We start from the raw sequence: 15,191 nt of genomic DNA, 5'->3' as shown, positions 1-15,191 counted from the left end.
TACTGCGCTTACAGCGAGGTCCTAGGCCTTGGCCTCTGCCTTGTCTTCCTCAGCAGCAGCCTCAGGTGCTTCGGTTACTGCATCTTCTTCGGTCTCCACGGCGGGAGCTTCCTCTTCGCCGCCGGGACGGACGAAGTCGCTGAGGTCAACGGCGTTGCCCTCGGTGTCCGTCACCGTGGCCTGGCCGAGGACAACTGCCAGTGCCTTGCGGCGGCGGACCTCGGAAACCATCATGGGGACCTGGCCGCTCTGATCAATGATCTGGGCGAACTGGTTGGGGTCCATGCCGTACTGGCTCGCGGTAGTGACGATGTAGTCGATCAGCTCGTTCTGGCTGACGTTGACTTCTTCCTTTTCCGCGATGGCGTCCAGGATGATCTCGTTCTGGAAAGCGCGGGCGGTGTTGGCCCGGACCTCTTCACGGTGCTCCTCGGTGTCGTGCTCGCCTTCACCGTGGCCGTTGCCCTCCTTGAAGTGGGCTTCGAGCTGCTCTTCCACCACTGAATCCGGAACGGGAACCTCTACCAGCTCAACGAGCTTGTCCAGGACCTTGTCGCGGGCTTCGACGCCCTGCTCTACGACCTTGGAGTCTGCCGCCTGCTTAGCCAGGTCTTCGCGGAGCTCGGCAAGGGTGTCGAATTCGGAAGCCAGCTGGGCGAAGTCGTCGTTCGCTTCAGGAAGCTCGCGTTCCTTGACGGCCTTCACAACCACCTTGACCTGCGCTTCTTCGCCGGCGTGGTCGCCGCCCACCAGGGTGGTGTTGAAGATGGCGTCCTCGTCGATGCTGAGGCCGGTCACGGCTTCATCGAGGCCTTCGAGCATGGTGCCCGAGCCAACCTGGTAGGACAGGCCGGCAGCGGAGTCCACCTCTTCGCCCTCAATGGTGGCGGTGATGTCGATGGTGAGGAAGTCGCCGTCGGCAGCCGGACGCTCCACGGACTTCAGCGTGCCAAAGCGGCCGCGCAGTTCATCCAGGGCTTTGTCAACGTCTTCGTCCGAGGACTGCGCTGCAGCAACCTCAACCTGGATGCCGGCGTAGTCAGGCAGCTCGATTTCGGGGCGGACGTCCACCTCGGCGGCGAACTTCAGGCCGCCATCCGTGGCGGAGGGATCCGGAACCTCTGTGATCTCCACCTCGGGACGGCTCAGGGGACGGATGCCGGATTCCTGCACAGCAGCCTGGTACCAGCCGTTGAGGCCTTCGTTGATGGCCGTCTCCAGGACGTAGCCGCGGCCGACGCGCTGGTCGATCAGCTTTGCGGGGACCTTGCCCTTACGGAAGCCAGGGACCTGGATCTGCGAAGCAACGGTCTTGTAGGCCGAGTCGATGCTGGGCTTCAATTCCTCAAAGGGGACCTCAACATTGAGCTTGACCCGCGTGGGGGTGAGGTTCTCGACAGCGCTCTTCACGGTCTAAGTACTCCTGGGTTTGTGGGATGGGTTTCTGCAAACGCAATGTTTTGTCCAGGCCGACAGGTCCGGGCCGCAGAGTCGGGGTGACAGGATTTGAACCTGCGACTTCCTGCTCCCAAAGCAGGCGCTCTAGCCAAGCTGAGCTACACCCCGTAAGTGCACAGGCAAGTCTACGGTCATACGCGCCAAGTTTGCACATTTGACACGTACCCCATGAATTAGGTTTAGTTATATCCGGCTTCAACAGCCAGCCCGAAGTTGCCAGATTGCCAGCGCCTCACGGCCTAACAGTCGGACCTTCTTTCGGGGACGTAGCTTAATGGTAAAGCCTCAGTCTTCCAAACTGATTACGCGGGTTCGATTCCCGTCGTCCCCTCCACAGATCAAAAGGCCCCTCAGTGAGGGGCCTTTTTTGTTTGTGGTGGGCACTCGTTCGGAACGTCGTCTCTTTGGTGTTGCTAGGACTGCTGGCAGTACGGGCACCAGTAGAGCTTGCGCGCCACCAGTTCGGCCATCAGCACCGTGGCACCGCACACCCGGCACGGCAGCCCGTTGCGTTTATAGACGAAGTGGGCATTCTCCCTGGCCGGGAAGCTCTCGCTCTTGAGCGCAGTTGCGTCAGCCGCAGCCTTGGCCGTCTTGCCGTTTCCGGACCAGTACCTGGGCGTGGTGGTGATGATCCGGCCGTCCGAGACGCCGTCGCCCATCACGGAGACGACGTCGCGCCACAGCTTGCGTGCCTCGGTGTCCGGAACGTCGCTGCCCGGCAGCCACGGGTCCAGCCGCCGCCGGAAAAGGACTTCCGCACGGTACACGTTTCCCACTCCGGCAATGATCTTCTGGTCCATCAGCAGCGCAGCCAGCGGGGTTTTGCGGCTGTGGAGATTCGCGGCGAACCGGCCGGCGTCCCCGCGGCGGTTGACCAGTGGATCCGGGCCCAGCCGGGCCAGCACGGCGTCGGCCTCGGCAATGGTGATGGTTTCGCAGGTCGTCGCCCCGCGCAGGTCCGCCCAGCCGTTGCTGCCCACGATCCGGACACGCACAGCCCCCACTGGCTCCGGCGGGCCGGTGTACACACCGGAGTCATCGCCGTCGCCACCGAAGGTTTCCTGCTCCCCCACGCGGCGGGGAGCGCCGATGCTGGAGGACCCAGCGAAAGTGCTGTCTCCGCCGAAGGTCCACGCCCCGTAGAGGCCCAGGTGGACGTGCAGCACCAGCGAGTGATCGAAGTGCAGGAACAGGTGTTTTCCATGGGCCTCGGCAGCAAGAAGGGTGTGCCCGTCCAGCAGCGCGGCTCCCCCGGTGAACCGGCCCTGCGGGCTGGACACAGCGAGCCGCTGGCCGCCGAAAACGTCCCCGAACTGCCGCGCCAGGCGCCGGAGTGTATGCCCTTCCGGCACTACTCGATGACCTCGCCGGTAGCTTCATAGGCAGCGATTTTGCCGATCCTGCGGACGTGGCGCTCATCATTGCTGAAGGGCTCTGCCAGGAACGCTTCGATCAGCTCCGTTGCTTCCTCCACGGTGTGCTGGCGGCCGCCCACAGCCACCACGTTGGCGTCGTTGTGCTCGCGGGCGAGGGTGGCGGTGGAGTGGTTCCACGCCAGTGCTGCCCTGACACCCTTCACTTTGTTGGCTGCAATCTGTTCCCCGTTTCCTGATCCGCCCAACACGATGCCCAACGCGTGGACACCGGCCTGCTGGTCAGCGACCACGGCCAGGGCTGCATTGATACAGAACGAAGGGTAGTCGTCCTGGGCGTCGTAGGCCTTCGGACCGTGGTCCACCACCTCATAGCCTTTGGCCGTCAGGTGGGTTACCAGGTGGGCGCTAAGTTCCATGCCGGCGTGGTCGGTGGCAATGTGTACCCGCGGGAAGGCAGGGGAAGAAGTCACGAGCAGAATCCGTTCGGTGTGGGCGCTGGCGGCCTGCATGAAGGGTGCAGGCCGGGGTGAACAACACGGACAAGAATACTAGGACTCCGGCTGGCCGGCCGCGGACGGGCCGCTGCCGCCACGGGCCCGTGCCGCCACGCGCGTGAGGACCTCGGCCAGCCGCGCCGCCGAGGCCTGGCTCCCGCCGCTCACCGCAAGGCTTTGCCCATCGGTCTTTTTCACCACGACGGCGGGGCCGCTGCTGACCAGCATGGCGGCGGTTCCGCTGTGGTGCCGGTAGCCCCAGCCGCCATAGTCGGCGGCGCGGACATCTGCCGCGTCCGCCGCCGAAATGGCGCCTGCCGGGACATCCATAACAGGCACGACGCCGGCCAGCAGGACTTTCAGCCCGCGCCGGTCCGCCTTGATCCGGGCACAGAGGAAAGCCGCGCCGACGACGGCCAGGACCACCAGCAAGACTCCGAGCCAAGGCACGGCGATGGCAATCAACGCGGCAGGAAACAGCGAGGCTATGCCGATCATGACAAAGACAGAGCTGCGGGCATGGACCCAGAGCCGGATAGTGTCCCGCGACAGGTCAGGGTCCAGCTCCCTGGCGATGGCAAGCTGGAGGGCCTTGTCGTCGTCGGCGGACCATTGCTGGTCCGCCTTGTAGACGAAGGCGATAATGACGCCGAGGGACACGGCAGCCCCGCTTCCCAGCGCAAGGACAGTGAGGTCCACGCGGGACTCGCGGGCGTCTGCCAACCCGGTCTGGCCAACGAGTCCGGCAGCCAGGGCGGTGGCAACGAAGAGGCACAGGAACAATCCGGCGCCCATCATGATCCGGCGCATGGGAACCGGCCTGCTGACCGGCAGCGCCTGGAAGAGGACCAGCCAGCCAGCGGCCACAATCATCAGGGCGCCCACCGTGACATAGGCGGCGAAGGGCGCGAAGGCGGCGCCGCCGTCGTCATTCCACCGAATGGCAAGCGGCTCAGGAAGGTCCGGCCGAAGCATAAAAGCACAGGCCACGAAAGCGGCTCCAACCACCACCGGGAACCCCGCCACGAAGCGCAGGGCCTTGGTGTCCACCGACTCCATGAACTTCCCCATGTTTTAACGCTACTCCCGCCGCCGGCCAATGGCTTCCCACCACCCTCCATACCCACTGTGAGCGGCGCTACTTGTTCGGCGGTGAAGGAATGCAAGAATGATCAGTGCCGCCGCTGGGCATCGCCAGCCGGCTGACGCACTTATTCTGGAGGCCCCACTTTGCCAGGTATGAATCTGACGCGCGCTGAAGCCAGCGGGCGTGCCGAACTGATTTCCGTTGAGTCCTACGATGTCAGCCTGGACCTGACCCGCGGCGGGAAGGTTTTTGGCAGCACCACCACGGTGAAGTTCAGCGCCAGGCCGGGATCCTCGACTTTCATTGACGCCGTCACCGCCGCTGTCCACAGTGTGATGCTCAACGGCCGCAGCCTCGATCCGGTCGCCGTTTCGGACGGAGTCAGGATCCAGCTGCCGGACCTCGCGGAGAACAACGAGCTCACCATCGTGGCGGATGCTCCGTACATGAATACCGGCGAAGGCCTGCACCGGTTCGTGGACCCGGTGGACAACGAGGTCTACCTCTACACGCAGTTCGAGGTTCCCGATTCGCGCAGGATGTTTGCGGTGTTCGAGCAGCCGGACCTGAAGGCAGCCTTCACCTTCACGGTCACCGCACCTTCGCACTGGGATGTCATTTCCAACTCCCCCACCCCTGTGCCAGTGGAAACCACCCCGGGGGACGACGGCGGTGCCCGCTCCGTTTGGTCCTTCTCCCCCACCCCGCGGCTGTCCTCCTATGTCACGGCCCTGATCGCCGGGCCGTACCAGTCGGTGCGCAGCGAGGTGGCGAGCTCTGACGGCAGGGTCATCCCGCTGGGAGTCTTCGCCCGGAAGTCGCTGATGCAGTACCTCGATGCGGAGAACATTTTCGAGCTGACCCGGCAGGGCTTTGAATTCTTCGAGGCGCAGTTCGGCTGCCCCTACCCCTTCGAGAAGTACGACCAGCTCTTCGTTCCGGAGTTCAATGCCGGCGCCATGGAGAACGCCGGGGCCGTGACCATCCTTGAGGGCTACGTCTTCCGCAGCAAGGTAACCGGCGCCCAGATCGAACGCCGGGCCATCACCGTCCTGCACGAGCTCGCACACATGTGGTTCGGCGACCTGGTGACCATGCGCTGGTGGAACGATTTGTGGCTCAACGAGTCCTTCGCCGAGTACATGTCGCACCTCGCGGCCGTGGAGGCCACCTCCTTCACGAGCGCCTGGACCACCTTCGCCTCGGTGGAAAAGTCATGGGCGTACCGCCAGGACCAGCTGCCCACTACCCATCCGATCTTCGCCGAGATCAACGACCTCCAGGACGTTGAGGTGAACTTTGACGGCATCACGTACGCGAAAGGCGCCTCTGTCCTGCGCCAGCTGGTGGCGTGGGTGGGACCGGAGCAGTTTATGGCCGGCGTGCGGGAGTATTTCGCCAAGCACTCCTGGCAGAACACGGAACTGAGCGACCTCCTGGTGGAGCTGGAGAAAGCCAGCGGCCGCGACCTGGACGAATGGGGGCGGCAATGGCTGGAGACGGCCGGCGTGAACACCCTCAAGCCTGAACTGGCAGTGGACAGCGACGGCCGGCTGACTTCCTTTGCGATTCTGCAGTCCGCCGTCGAGGAGTGGCCCACCATCCGTCCGCACCGGCTCGCGGTGGGCTTCTACAACCTGGACGACGCCGGGAAGCTCGAGCGGGTGCACCGCGAGGAACTTGACGTGGACGGCGAGCGCACCGAAGTTCCGGAACTGGTTGGCATGGCGCAGCCGGACCTGATCCTGGTGAATGACGACGACCTCGCCTACGCCAAGGTCCGGCTGGATGAGAAGTCTCTTGCCACCGCCACCGCCCACCTGAAGGACTTCAGCCAAAGCCTGCCGCGGACACTGGTGTGGAACTCCGCCTGGGATGCTGCCCGGGACGGCGAAACGCCCGCGCGGCGCTACGCGGAACTGATCCTTGCCAATGTGGCCGCGGAGAGCGATTCGTCGGTGATCCTGGTCCAGCTCCGCCAACTGGCCACCACCCTGAACTTCTACGTCGCCGAGGAGCACCGCGAGGCCACGGCCGTGGCTGCAACGGACCGGCTATGGGAGCTGGCGTCTGAGGTGCCCGGCGGCTCGGACGCCCAGCTGCAGTTCGTGAAATCCTTCGCCCTGCTGGCGCGCAGTGGAAGCCAGCTGGACACAGTGGCGGGCCTCCTTGACGGCTCGCTGGTTCTGGACGGGCTGACTGTTGACCAGGACCTCCGCTGGGAGCTGGTGACTGCACTGGTGGTGGGCGGCCGGCTGGCGCAGGACGGCATCGATGCCGAACTGCAGCGGGACAACACCTCCAGCGGCCAGAACGCGGCAGCCCAGGCAAAGGCGGCCATCCCCACGCCCGAGGCGAAGGCCGCAGCCTGGCACTCGATTGTGGTCAAAGGCGAACTCTCCAACGCCCTTCAAGGGTCGGCGGTGACCGGCTTCATGCGGGTCCTGGACCGGTCCCTGTTGGAGCCGTACGCGGAGAAGTATTTCGCGGCGGTGCCGGGGATCGTGGAAACCCGGACCCACGCACTGGCGCAGCAGATCGTCGTCGGGCTCTACCCGGCGTTGCTGACCACCCAGGCCACCGTTGACCGCACCGACGGCTTCCTCGCCGCGCTCCCGCCGCAGAGCGCCGCCCTTCGGCGGATGATGCTGGAAAACCGCGACGGCGTTGCCCGGGCATTGCGCGCACGCGCCGCTGACGTCCTTCCTGGTGAGGCAGGGCCGGCATTGTGACGCTCAGCGAGCACCACTACGCACTGACCGTCCAGTGGACAGGCAACCTGGGCGGGGGAACGTCGTCTTACCGGGGCTACTCCCGGGACCACGACATACTGATTCCGGGACTGCCTGCGCTCAAGGGCTCAGCCGACCCCACGTTCCACGGCGACAAAGAACGTTATAACCCGGAGCAGCTGCTCCTGGCTGCCCTTGCCCAGTGCCACATGCTGTCCTTCCTGCATGTGGCGGTGAAGCATGGCGTTGTGGTGACGGACTACCGCGACGAGGCAACCGGGCTGATGAAGCTGAACCGCGACGGCAGCGGCCAGTTCGAGAGTGTGACGCTGCGCCCGCAGGTGACGGTGGCGGACGGGCGCCACCTGGAGCTGGCCGGGCAGCTGCACCATGAGGCCAACCAGTTGTGCTTTATCGCCCGCAGTGTGAACTTCCCGGTGGAGCATGCCCCCGTCACGGTGGCCGGCCAGCGCTAGCCAGGGCTCTTCCTGGCTCCCGGGTGTGCAGTTCACACCCGGTTCCGCAGCATGCCGACCAGCCGCGCTTCCGTTTCCGGCGTCAGGCCGGCTTTCCGGGGCCGGTCCAGTCCGCGCCGGCGTTCGTCAGCCAGCGTGTCTACCAGAGTCTCCTGCCACGGCCGGATCCGCAGGCCGGCGTCCACCGCGCCCTTGTTGCTCCTGGCCATAAAGCCCTCGTGCATGGGCGGGAGCCACAGCGGCAGCGAATCCGGCCCCGCCCAGTAGCTGACGCCTTGAGCCGCCAGCCAGTCCTCAGGCGCGGAGACCACTACTCCATCATGGCCCGCCACCACCCGGGACGCGCTGATGTACTCCCCGAAGGGAACCTGGTCCCCCAGGGCGTTCAGTGCCCCAGTGTTCCCCTGCTCAGCGGCAAGCAGGATCCAGGCGGCAAGGTCCCGTACGTCGATGACCTGGGTTGCGTGGCCAGCGATAGCCGGAACGATGGCAGGGCTGTTGTCCCTGGCAAACCTGGCGGGCCAGTAGCCGTAGCGGTCCGAGCCGTCGCCTGGTCCCCCGATCAGGCCTGCACGGCACAGGTGTGCCTTCCCGCCTGCCGCCGCGAGGGTTGCCTCCTCGATGGCGGCTTTGGATTCTCCGTAATTTTCCGGCGTCGAAGAAGTCCCCGGGGTCAGGGCCGGGAGGAGGGCGGCGTCCTCGGCTGCGCCGGGCACCGCAGCATCGGCGTAGACGGAGCAGCTGGAGACGAATGTCCAGTGGGCTGCCCGGGCTGCGAGGACGTCCAGCGCTGCTGACGCGGGCACCGGATCGCGGGCCACGTCGATGACCTCGTCCCACTCCCCTTCAACGCCGTCGTAAGCTTTTGCGCCCAGCGAGCGGTCGGCTTTCAGCCACGCCGCTCCCTCTGGCGGATCAGCAGCCGAGCCGCGGGCCAGGCAGGTTACCGCATGCCCCCTGGCGACTGCCTGGCGGACGATTTCTGCGGACAGGAAGGCGGTTCCGCCCAGGACAAGAATGCGCATGCGGCTACGCTACGGCGCTAGGGTTGAAGGAGAACAGAGCCTTCCGCGCCGGGCGTAACCCGCGCTCCGGGCCCCGCATCCCGGCGCCGCCGGGGAACCCCAGGAGTATTTCCCCCCTATGGTCAGTATGTTGTCAATCATTCCTTCCGCTACCACTGAGCCGGACGGCATCAGCATCACGGGCATCGTGATCAGCCTCGGCGTGGGTGTTGCCATTTGGCTGGTTGCCACTTTTGTGATCTCCCGCATCACCACCCGGGTGGCGGCGGGCAGCAATTTTTTCAAGAGGCCGACGTTCAAGTGGGCGGCGCCCGCACTGCGGGCACTGGACCATGAACGGCGGGTGCAGCGCGCTGAGACCATCGGTTCCCTGCTGAACAGCATCGTCGGTGTGCTGGTGGTGGTCATCACCAGCATGTACGTCCTGCAGAACCTGGACATCAATATCGCACCCCTCCTCACCAGCGTGGGCATCCTGGGTGTGGCCATCGGTTTTGGTGCCCAGCAGCTGATCCGCGACTTCCTGGCCGGGATTTTCATTACCATTGAAGACCAGTACGGAATCGGCGATGTGATCGAAACCAGCGAGGTTGTTGGTGTGGTGGAGTCCATGGGCCTGCGCATCACACGCGTACGGTCCGACGACGGCGCCATCTGGTACCTCCGCAATGGCGAGATCCTCCGCGTCGGCAACCGTTCGCAGGGCAACTACGTGCCGCTGCACGAGTCGCCGGACGGGACCACGGACCAGGGCACAGATCACGCCGAACCCAAAAAGACGGACCAGAAGGCCGGAGACTAGCAATGACCATCCCCATCGAACCGCAGCGGCCCCGCCAGCTGATGCAGAACGATCCGTTCAGCCAGCCCGGCTACACCGACAACTTTTATGACGCTGTGGGCGGCCACGAAACCTTCGTCAAGCTGATTGACGTCTTTTACGACGGCGTGGCGACGGATCCGGTGTTGCGGCAGATGTACCCCGAAGAGGACCTGGCACCCGCAAAGCGCCGGTTCCTCATGTTCCTGGAGCAGTACTGGGGCGGGCCTACCACGTACGGGGAAGAGCGCGGCCATCCCCGGCTGCGCATGCGCCACATGCCTTTCAAGGTGACGCCGGAGGCCAAGGACCGCTGGCTCTTCCACATGCGCACAGCTGTGGACGCACTGGAACTCCCGCCCCTGTACGAGGGGACCCTCTGGGACTATATGGAGCGCGCAGCCTTGTCCATGGTGAACAGCCCGGCCGGGCAGTGACCGAATCGCCTGCGGCATCAGCAGTGGTTGCCGCCCTCAATCCGGTCGCCGCGGCCTAACGTTAGATCAGTCCGCTTCCCGTCCGGGCGAGGACGTGTCCGCGCGGACCCGTGAGCCGGAACCAGCGGCCGGCGCGGTAGAGCTTGTGGTCGCCGTCGGCGAGGAAGCCCAGGGCGAGGGCTGCGAAGGCGGCGCCTGCCGGCAGTCCGGAGTCATCAAGTTCCCTACCCCAGACGGCTGCCCGGGCGTTGTTGACGATCAGCGCGCCGGGCCTGTCCGGCACGATTCCGGCCACTTCGGCGATGCCCGCCTCTGCGGCCCGCCGCAACTCTGCATCGCTGCGTGAACCCAGCAGCTCCCACCCGCTCCTGGGCGCGCCGACGCCGGTCCAGGACTCGGTGACGGTGGACGGCGGAACCGGCAGTTCGACGTCGTCCTCCCCCGCACGCGCGAGCCGGTCAAGGACTGCCGCGAGGGGGACGGTGACGTCAGTCCCGGACGGCTCGGCCAGGGCCATCGTGCGCAGTCCGAGGATCGTGGGGGTCGATTCGCCGAGCACCCGTGGCCGCAGCACGCAGACGTACGCGGCGAGAACGGAACCCGCGGCCTGAAGGCGGATGGCGCCGTCGTCGATGGATTTGGCGCGTGTGGCGAAGGTCTTCAGGTCGGCGAGATCCCGGGGATCGGCGAAACGGAAGGACGAGGTGAGTAGATCAGACACACCAAGAACACTACCGGCTGTACCTTTGTTGAGCAGTGCCGGGGTGCCGTCTAGAGTCGAACCATGACTGAAGCCGACGCCGGACTCCTGGCGCTCCCCAGCGGAGACCCCACCTCATCGCTCATCTCCCTTCTTGACCTTGGTGAGCTGGAGGGGGCCCGGACGGACGAGGACATCTTCCTGGGCCCGTCGCAGCAGCAGCCCCATCACCGGGTCTTTGGCGGCCAGGTGCTGGCGCAGTCACTTGTTGCCTCATTCAGGACGGTGGATCCGAACCGCTTTGTCCATTCCATGCACGGCTACTTCCTTCGCCCGGGCGACGCGAACAAGCCCATCACCTTTGGTGTGCAGCGCCTCCGCGATGGCCGGTCCTTCTCGGCACGCCGGGTCCATGCGTACCAGGAAGGCGTGCCCATCCTGTCAATGATCGCCTCCTTCCAGGGCGAGGACGAAGGCGTCGAGCACGAGTCCGTGATGCCCAGCGGAATTCCCGACCCCGAGTCCCTGCCCAGCACAGCGGACCTGCTGGGAAAGTTCGACCATCCGGTGGCGCGGCACTGGGCCTATGAACGGCCTTTCGACATCCGGCACGTTGATCCTCCGCTGTACGTATCAGCGAACGGTGAGCGGGCAGCACGCAATGCCGTGTGGATGAAAACCTTCGGCCCCATGCCGGACAACCCCAACCTGCACCGTGCGGCCCTGGCATACGCCAGCGACTACACCCTGCTGGAATCGATCCTGCGACGCCATGGGCTGAGCTGGATCACTCCCGGGATGAATGTTGCGAGCCTGGACCACGCAATGTGGTGGCACCGCCCGGCCCGGGTGGATGAATGGCTGCTGTATGTCCAGGAATCACCGAGTGCACAGGGCGCCCGCGGACTGGCGACGGGCAAGATCTTCAACCAGGCCGGCCAGCACGTCGCGTCGGTAGCCCAGGAAGGGATGGTCCGCGTGCCCACCGACCTGAAGAACAAGGTGGTGGGCGCCTTCCAGTCCAAGGTCATGGAGCACCAGATCCGCAAAACTTCCCGGGACTAACCTCCGGCGCTTTGTCCCGGACAATGCAAAACAGGCCGGCACCCCTGAGGGTGCCGGCCTGTTTATTGTTGTGTCCCGCCAGCGCCTGATACCGCGTGGGTTGGCTCAGCTCCGATTGGCTCAGTCGCGGGTGAGGCGGCGGTGCGTGACCCGGTGCGGCTTGGCCGCGTCCGGACCCAGGCGCTCCACCTTGTTCTCCTCATACGATTCAAAGTTGCCCTCGAACCAGTACCACTTGGACGGGTTTTCCTCGTCGCCTTCGTAGGCCAGGATGTGGGTGGCCACCCGGTCCAGGAACCAGCGGTCGTGCGAGACCACCACGGCGCAGCCGGGGAATTCCAGCAGCGCGTTTTCGAGGCTGCTGAGGGTTTCGACATCGAGGTCGTTGGTGGGCTCGTCGAGGAGCAGCAGGTTGCCGCCCTGCTTGAGGGTCAAGGCAAGGTTCAGGCGGTTGCGCTCACCACCGGAGAGCACACCGGCCTTCTTCTGCTGGTCCGGGCCCTTGAACCCGAAGGCGGCAACGTACGCGCGGGACGGCATCTCCACGTGGCCAACCTGGATGAAGTCCAGGCCGTCCGAGACGACCTCCCACAGGGTCTTGTTGGGGTCGATGCCACCGCGGCTCTGGTCCGCGTAGGAGATCTTGACGGAGTCGCCGATCTTCAGGTCGCCGCCGTCGAGGGGCTCCAGTCCGACGATGGTCTTGAAGAGCGTGGTTTTGCCGACGCCGTTGGGGCCGATGACGCCGACGATGCCGTTGCGGGGCAGGCTGAAGGACAGTCCGTCGATCAGGGTCCGGTCTTCGAAGCCCTTCTGCAGGTTTTTGGCTTCCAGCACCAGGCCACCCAGGCGGGGTCCCGGCGGGATCTGGATTTCTTCGAAGTCCAGCTTGCGGGTCCTGTCGGCCTCTGCAGCCATTTCCTCGTAGCGGGCGAGGCGGGCCTTGGACTTGGTCTGGCGGCCCTTGGCGTTGGACCGGACCCATTCCAGTTCCTCGCTGAGGCGCTTGGCCTGCTTGGCATCCTTTTTACCCTGGATTTCCAGGCGGGCCCGCTTCTTCTCCAGGTACGTGGAGTAGTTGCCCTCGTAGGGGTACAGGTGGCCGCGGTCCACTTCCGCGATCCATTCGGCCACGTGGTCCAGGAAGTAACGGTCGTGGGTGACGGCCAGGACTGCACCTGCGTACGTGGACAGATGCTGTTCGAGCCACAGCACGCTCTCTGCGTCCAGGTGGTTGGTGGGCTCGTCCAGGAGCAGCAGGTCCGGCTTCTGCAGGAGCAGCTTGCACAGGGCCACGCGGCGCCGCTCACCACCGGAAAGGTTGGTGACGTCGGCGTCCGCAGGCGGGCAGCGGAGCGCGTCCATGGCCTGCTCCAGCTGGGAGTCCAGGTCCCAGGCATCTGCGGCGTCGATGGCTTCCTGCAGGTGTCCCATCTCTTCGAGGAGGGTGTCGTAGTCAGCGTCGGGGCTGGCCATTTCCTCGGAGATTTCGTTGAAGCGCTGGATCTTGCCGTAGATCTCCCCGACGCCTTCCTGGACGTTGCCCAGGACGGTTTTCTCTTCGTTCAGGGGTGGTTCCTGAAGGAGGATGCCAACGCTGTAGCCGGGGCTGAGCCGGGCCTCACCGTTGGAGGGGGTGTCCAGCCCGGCCATGATCTTGAGGATGGTGGACTTACCGGCACCGTTCGGGCCCACAACACCGATCTTGGCGCCGGGAAAGAAGGACATGCTTACGTCATCAAGAATGAGTTTTTCGCCAACGGCTTTGCGGGCCTTGGTCATTGTGTAGATAAATTCCGCCATGGTTCCAAATCTAGTGGGTTGGCGGGCATATCTCACATTCGGGGAATCAGGATTAGGAGCCTACGAAGCACTTGCCGCTGGCGAGTACCGGCAGGACCGTCACTGTGACGGCACCGTCGCGGACCTGGCCGATGACACAGTCGCTGCCTTGGAGCACGGAGGCTTCAATGGCGTCGGCTTCCAGGCCGGTGGGGGTCCGGCTCTGCGAGACCTGCAGTGCTGCCGGGTTCACTCCCGCTCCGGTCAGGGCCTCGGTCACCTGCGCGGTAGCGGGCCTGGGAGATCCCGCCGCCAGCCGGCCCAGGGCGTCCGTGACGGTTTTCTTGACTGTTTCGGTGGCGGCCGCCGGGCCATCAGTCAGTTGACCTCCGGATGTATCCGCCAGCGGCCCGGCCGGGGCTCCGGAGGACCCGGGACCGGTGGACGAGGCCGCAGTGCGTGACGCCGCAGTTGCCGGTTCAGCCGCACCAGGCGGGGCACCCGGCACCCCACCCACGCAGCCTGACAAAACAGCTACCAACGCGGCGCCAGTGATGGCCGCCAGCACTCGGTGTGCGGCAACGTGCCGTGAAGCGGAAAAAGCGGCCGAGGATGCACCGGCCCTACTGTATTGCCGGTGGTCAGGGCTGATCCGCATGCTGTCATTCTGCCATGTGGTCCGGCGGCCGCTCATAACCTGGGCGGGCAGGGCGCAGCCGGGGGGTGCCGCGGTCCTGCCCGCCAAGGGATCCAAGGGGGACGTTGAGACAGGGAATATTAGACTCCGGATTCGGCGAGTTCCCCCGTTTCCAGGTCCAGGGCAAGAAGGTCGCCATTGCTGTCCTCGACGAAGGCAGCAGGATCACCGCCGTCGTCCAGGTCTTCTTCGCTGTCCTCCGGCTCGTCGAAGGGTCCGTCCGCGCCGGAACGGGGTTCGGCGTCGATGGGAGCCTCCTGCTCCACGAGCGACAGGATTGGCTTGGTGGAGGACCGGATGAAGTTGGCCGTACCCCACGTGAGGTCATGGCCCACGGAGTCGGCATCTATGACGTGTGAGTAGTAGACCCGGCCGTCCTTTTCCCAACTGCGGATCTTCAACCTGCCAACCACGATGACCGGCTGGCCCTTCCTTATGCTGCAACCCATGCTTCCCGCAAGGTGGCGGTAGCCCTGGACCGTGAACCAGTTCGTGTGGCCATCGGCCCAGGTGCCGGATTGCTTATCGAAGCGGCGGGAGTTGGATCCGATGCGGAAAGAAGCGGTGGCCACTCCCCCTGGCGTGGTGGAGCTTTTGATCTCGGTGGCAACGAAGCCCCGGATCGTTATGGTGTCGCTCATCTTTACGTCCTTGTCTTCATGTGGTGTTGCCCTAGCAGGCAAGACCAGCATCCCGCCCATGCGGGTCCACCCGGGAGCCTTCGCCTTGCGTATGTGCACAACCGGCCCTCCGCGGCTGCCTGTGGAGGAACGGTCGCCGTTGCGCAGCTGTGACAGCACCGGCACTTCCGGCAATGTAAACTTTTTGAGGCGCAGGATTTTAGCTCCGAAACCATTGCCTCAGTAGCTCAGGGGATAGAGCAGCGGCCTTCTAATCCGCCGGTCGGGGGTTCGATTCCCTCCTGGGGCACTTATGGAAGTGGCCCCGGGGGGGCGGGGAAGACAGCCGGGGGCAACAAAAAAAAAAATGAAAAAAATATCAGGAAAGGGGGGGCCCGCCCCGGCCGGGGGCCCCCCCC

General features: G+C 65.1%; 14 protein-coding genes and 3 tRNA genes. 7 read left to right on the top strand and 10 right to left on the bottom strand.

Annotated elements, in window-relative coordinates; all coding sequences use genetic code 11:
• Nucleotides 1-21: 21 nt before the first annotated feature.
• Nucleotides 22-1,410, bottom strand: coding sequence for a trigger factor (tig, locus tag AC5RV1_RS18930; protein WP_493948931.1), 1,389 nt, complete (start codon nucleotides 1,408-1,410; stop codon nucleotides 22-24).
• An 81-nt stretch (nucleotides 1,411-1,491) separates the two neighbouring features.
• Nucleotides 1,492-1,566 (bottom strand) — tRNA-Pro (locus AC5RV1_RS18925).
• 152 nt (nucleotides 1,567-1,718) lie between these two features.
• On the opposite strand from AC5RV1_RS18925, the gene AC5RV1_RS18920 reads away from it, so the two are divergent.
• Nucleotides 1,719-1,792: transfer RNA gene (locus tag AC5RV1_RS18920), tRNA-Gly, on the top strand.
• Nucleotides 1,793-1,871: 79 nt separating this feature from the next.
• On the opposite strand, the gene AC5RV1_RS18915 is transcribed toward AC5RV1_RS18920, so the two are convergent.
• From AC5RV1_RS18915 to AC5RV1_RS18905, 3 genes are all read right to left on the bottom strand, one after another.
• Entirely contained in the window at nucleotides 1,872-2,813 is a 942-nt protein-coding gene (locus tag AC5RV1_RS18915) for an Fpg/Nei family DNA glycosylase (RefSeq protein WP_493995615.1), read from the bottom strand.
• Nucleotides 2,813-3,307, bottom strand: a complete 495-nt coding sequence (locus tag AC5RV1_RS18910; RefSeq protein WP_493995614.1) for a ribose-5-phosphate isomerase — start codon at nucleotides 3,305-3,307, stop codon at nucleotides 2,813-2,815. Before AC5RV1_RS18910 ends, AC5RV1_RS18915 begins: the two co-directional genes overlap by 1 nt.
• Before the next feature lie 78 nt (nucleotides 3,308-3,385).
• Nucleotides 3,386-4,402, bottom strand: coding sequence for a hypothetical protein (locus AC5RV1_RS18905; RefSeq protein ID WP_493995613.1), 1,017 nt, complete (start codon nucleotides 4,400-4,402; stop codon nucleotides 3,386-3,388).
• A gap of 168 nt (nucleotides 4,403-4,570) precedes the next feature.
• On the opposite strand from AC5RV1_RS18905, the gene pepN reads away from it, so the two are divergent.
• Nucleotides 4,571-7,150: an aminopeptidase N gene (pepN, locus tag AC5RV1_RS18900; RefSeq protein WP_493995612.1), complete on the top strand. Its 2,580-nt coding sequence runs from the start codon at nucleotides 4,571-4,573 to the stop codon at nucleotides 7,148-7,150.
• Nucleotides 7,147-7,626, top strand: coding sequence for an OsmC family protein (locus tag AC5RV1_RS18895; RefSeq protein ID WP_493995611.1), 480 nt, complete (start codon nucleotides 7,147-7,149; stop codon nucleotides 7,624-7,626). Before pepN ends, AC5RV1_RS18895 begins: the two co-directional genes overlap by 4 nt.
• A gap of 32 nt (nucleotides 7,627-7,658) precedes the next feature.
• Here the strand turns inward: AC5RV1_RS18895 and AC5RV1_RS18890 are convergent, their stop codons facing one another.
• On the bottom strand, nucleotides 7,659-8,651 hold the full coding sequence (locus AC5RV1_RS18890) for a Rossmann-fold NAD(P)-binding domain-containing protein (protein WP_493995610.1): 993 nt from the start codon (nucleotides 8,649-8,651) through the stop codon (nucleotides 7,659-7,661).
• 118 nt (nucleotides 8,652-8,769) lie between these two features.
• Here AC5RV1_RS18890 and AC5RV1_RS18885 point away from each other — a divergent pair, with 118 nt between their 5' ends.
• Together AC5RV1_RS18885 and AC5RV1_RS18880 are read left to right on the top strand one after the other, a co-directional pair.
• Nucleotides 8,770-9,453 carry a mechanosensitive ion channel family protein gene (locus AC5RV1_RS18885; protein WP_430225580.1) on the top strand — a complete coding sequence of 228 codons (684 nt, stop codon included), beginning with the start codon at nucleotides 8,770-8,772 and terminating at the stop codon, nucleotides 9,451-9,453.
• 2 nt (nucleotides 9,454-9,455) lie between these two features.
• Entirely contained in the window at nucleotides 9,456-9,908 is a 453-nt protein-coding gene (locus tag AC5RV1_RS18880) for a globin (protein ID WP_493995609.1), read from the top strand.
• Nucleotides 9,909-9,969: 61 nt separating this feature from the next.
• On the opposite strand, the gene AC5RV1_RS18875 is transcribed toward AC5RV1_RS18880, so the two are convergent.
• Nucleotides 9,970-10,629: a DUF8185 domain-containing protein gene (locus AC5RV1_RS18875; RefSeq protein ID WP_493995608.1), complete on the bottom strand. Its 660-nt coding sequence runs from the start codon at nucleotides 10,627-10,629 to the stop codon at nucleotides 9,970-9,972.
• Nucleotides 10,630-10,692: 63 nt separating this feature from the next.
• Here AC5RV1_RS18875 and AC5RV1_RS18870 point away from each other — a divergent pair, with 63 nt between their 5' ends.
• The gene (locus tag AC5RV1_RS18870) at nucleotides 10,693-11,673 is read left to right on the top strand and encodes an acyl-CoA thioesterase (RefSeq protein WP_493995607.1); all 981 of its coding nucleotides are present in this window, start codon (nucleotides 10,693-10,695) and stop codon (nucleotides 11,671-11,673) included.
• Nucleotides 11,674-11,793: 120 nt separating this feature from the next.
• On the opposite strand, the gene ettA is transcribed toward AC5RV1_RS18870, so the two are convergent.
• The 3 genes from ettA to AC5RV1_RS18855 all read right to left on the bottom strand — a co-directional run bounded on the left by ettA (nucleotide 11,794) and on the right by AC5RV1_RS18855 (nucleotide 14,793).
• On the bottom strand, nucleotides 11,794-13,476 hold the full coding sequence (gene ettA / locus AC5RV1_RS18865; protein WP_163164096.1) for an energy-dependent translational throttle protein EttA: 1,683 nt from the start codon (nucleotides 13,474-13,476) through the stop codon (nucleotides 11,794-11,796).
• Nucleotides 13,477-13,528: 52 nt separating this feature from the next.
• Nucleotides 13,529-14,113 carry a DUF6993 domain-containing protein gene (locus tag AC5RV1_RS18860; protein ID WP_493995606.1) on the bottom strand — a complete coding sequence of 195 codons (585 nt, stop codon included), beginning with the start codon at nucleotides 14,111-14,113 and terminating at the stop codon, nucleotides 13,529-13,531.
• Nucleotides 14,114-14,232: 119 nt separating this feature from the next.
• On the bottom strand, nucleotides 14,233-14,793 hold the full coding sequence (locus AC5RV1_RS18855; protein WP_493995605.1) for a single-stranded DNA-binding protein: 561 nt from the start codon (nucleotides 14,791-14,793) through the stop codon (nucleotides 14,233-14,235).
• Between the two features lie 216 nt (nucleotides 14,794-15,009).
• Between AC5RV1_RS18855 and AC5RV1_RS18850 the strand changes: the two genes are divergently transcribed.
• A tRNA-Arg gene (locus tag AC5RV1_RS18850) sits at nucleotides 15,010-15,082 on the top strand.
• Nucleotides 15,083-15,191 lie beyond the last annotated feature (109 nt).

It is taken from the genome of Arthrobacter sp. Hb9-2 (assembly GCF_059091165.1).
Note: the sequence above shows the minus strand (reverse complement) of the source record. Positions and strands in the feature narration are given on the sequence as shown.

Excerpts from the sequence above, each read along its gene's own strand:
- AC5RV1_RS18905 (WP_493995613.1), bottom strand. The coding sequence starts at position 4,402 with ATGGGGAAGTTCATGGAGTCGGTGGACACCAAGGCCCTGCGCTTCGTG.
- pepN (WP_493995612.1), top strand. The coding sequence starts at position 4,571 with ATGAATCTGACGCGCGCTGAAGCCAGCGGGCGTGCCGAACTGATTTCC.
- AC5RV1_RS18885 (WP_430225580.1), top strand. The coding sequence starts at position 8,770 with ATGGTCAGTATGTTGTCAATCATTCCTTCCGCTACCACTGAGCCGGAC.
- AC5RV1_RS18880 (WP_493995609.1), top strand. The coding sequence starts at position 9,456 with ATGACCATCCCCATCGAACCGCAGCGGCCCCGCCAGCTGATGCAGAAC.
- AC5RV1_RS18860 (WP_493995606.1), bottom strand. The coding sequence starts at position 14,113 with ATGCGGATCAGCCCTGACCACCGGCAATACAGTAGGGCCGGTGCATCC.
- AC5RV1_RS18890 (WP_493995610.1), bottom strand. The coding sequence starts at position 8,651 with ATGCGCATTCTTGTCCTGGGCGGAACCGCCTTCCTGTCCGCAGAAATC.
- AC5RV1_RS18855 (WP_493995605.1), bottom strand. The coding sequence starts at position 14,793 with ATGAGCGACACCATAACGATCCGGGGCTTCGTTGCCACCGAGATCAAA.
- ettA (WP_163164096.1), bottom strand. The coding sequence starts at position 13,476 with ATGGCGGAATTTATCTACACAATGACCAAGGCCCGCAAAGCCGTTGGC.
- AC5RV1_RS18870 (WP_493995607.1), top strand. The coding sequence starts at position 10,693 with ATGACTGAAGCCGACGCCGGACTCCTGGCGCTCCCCAGCGGAGACCCC.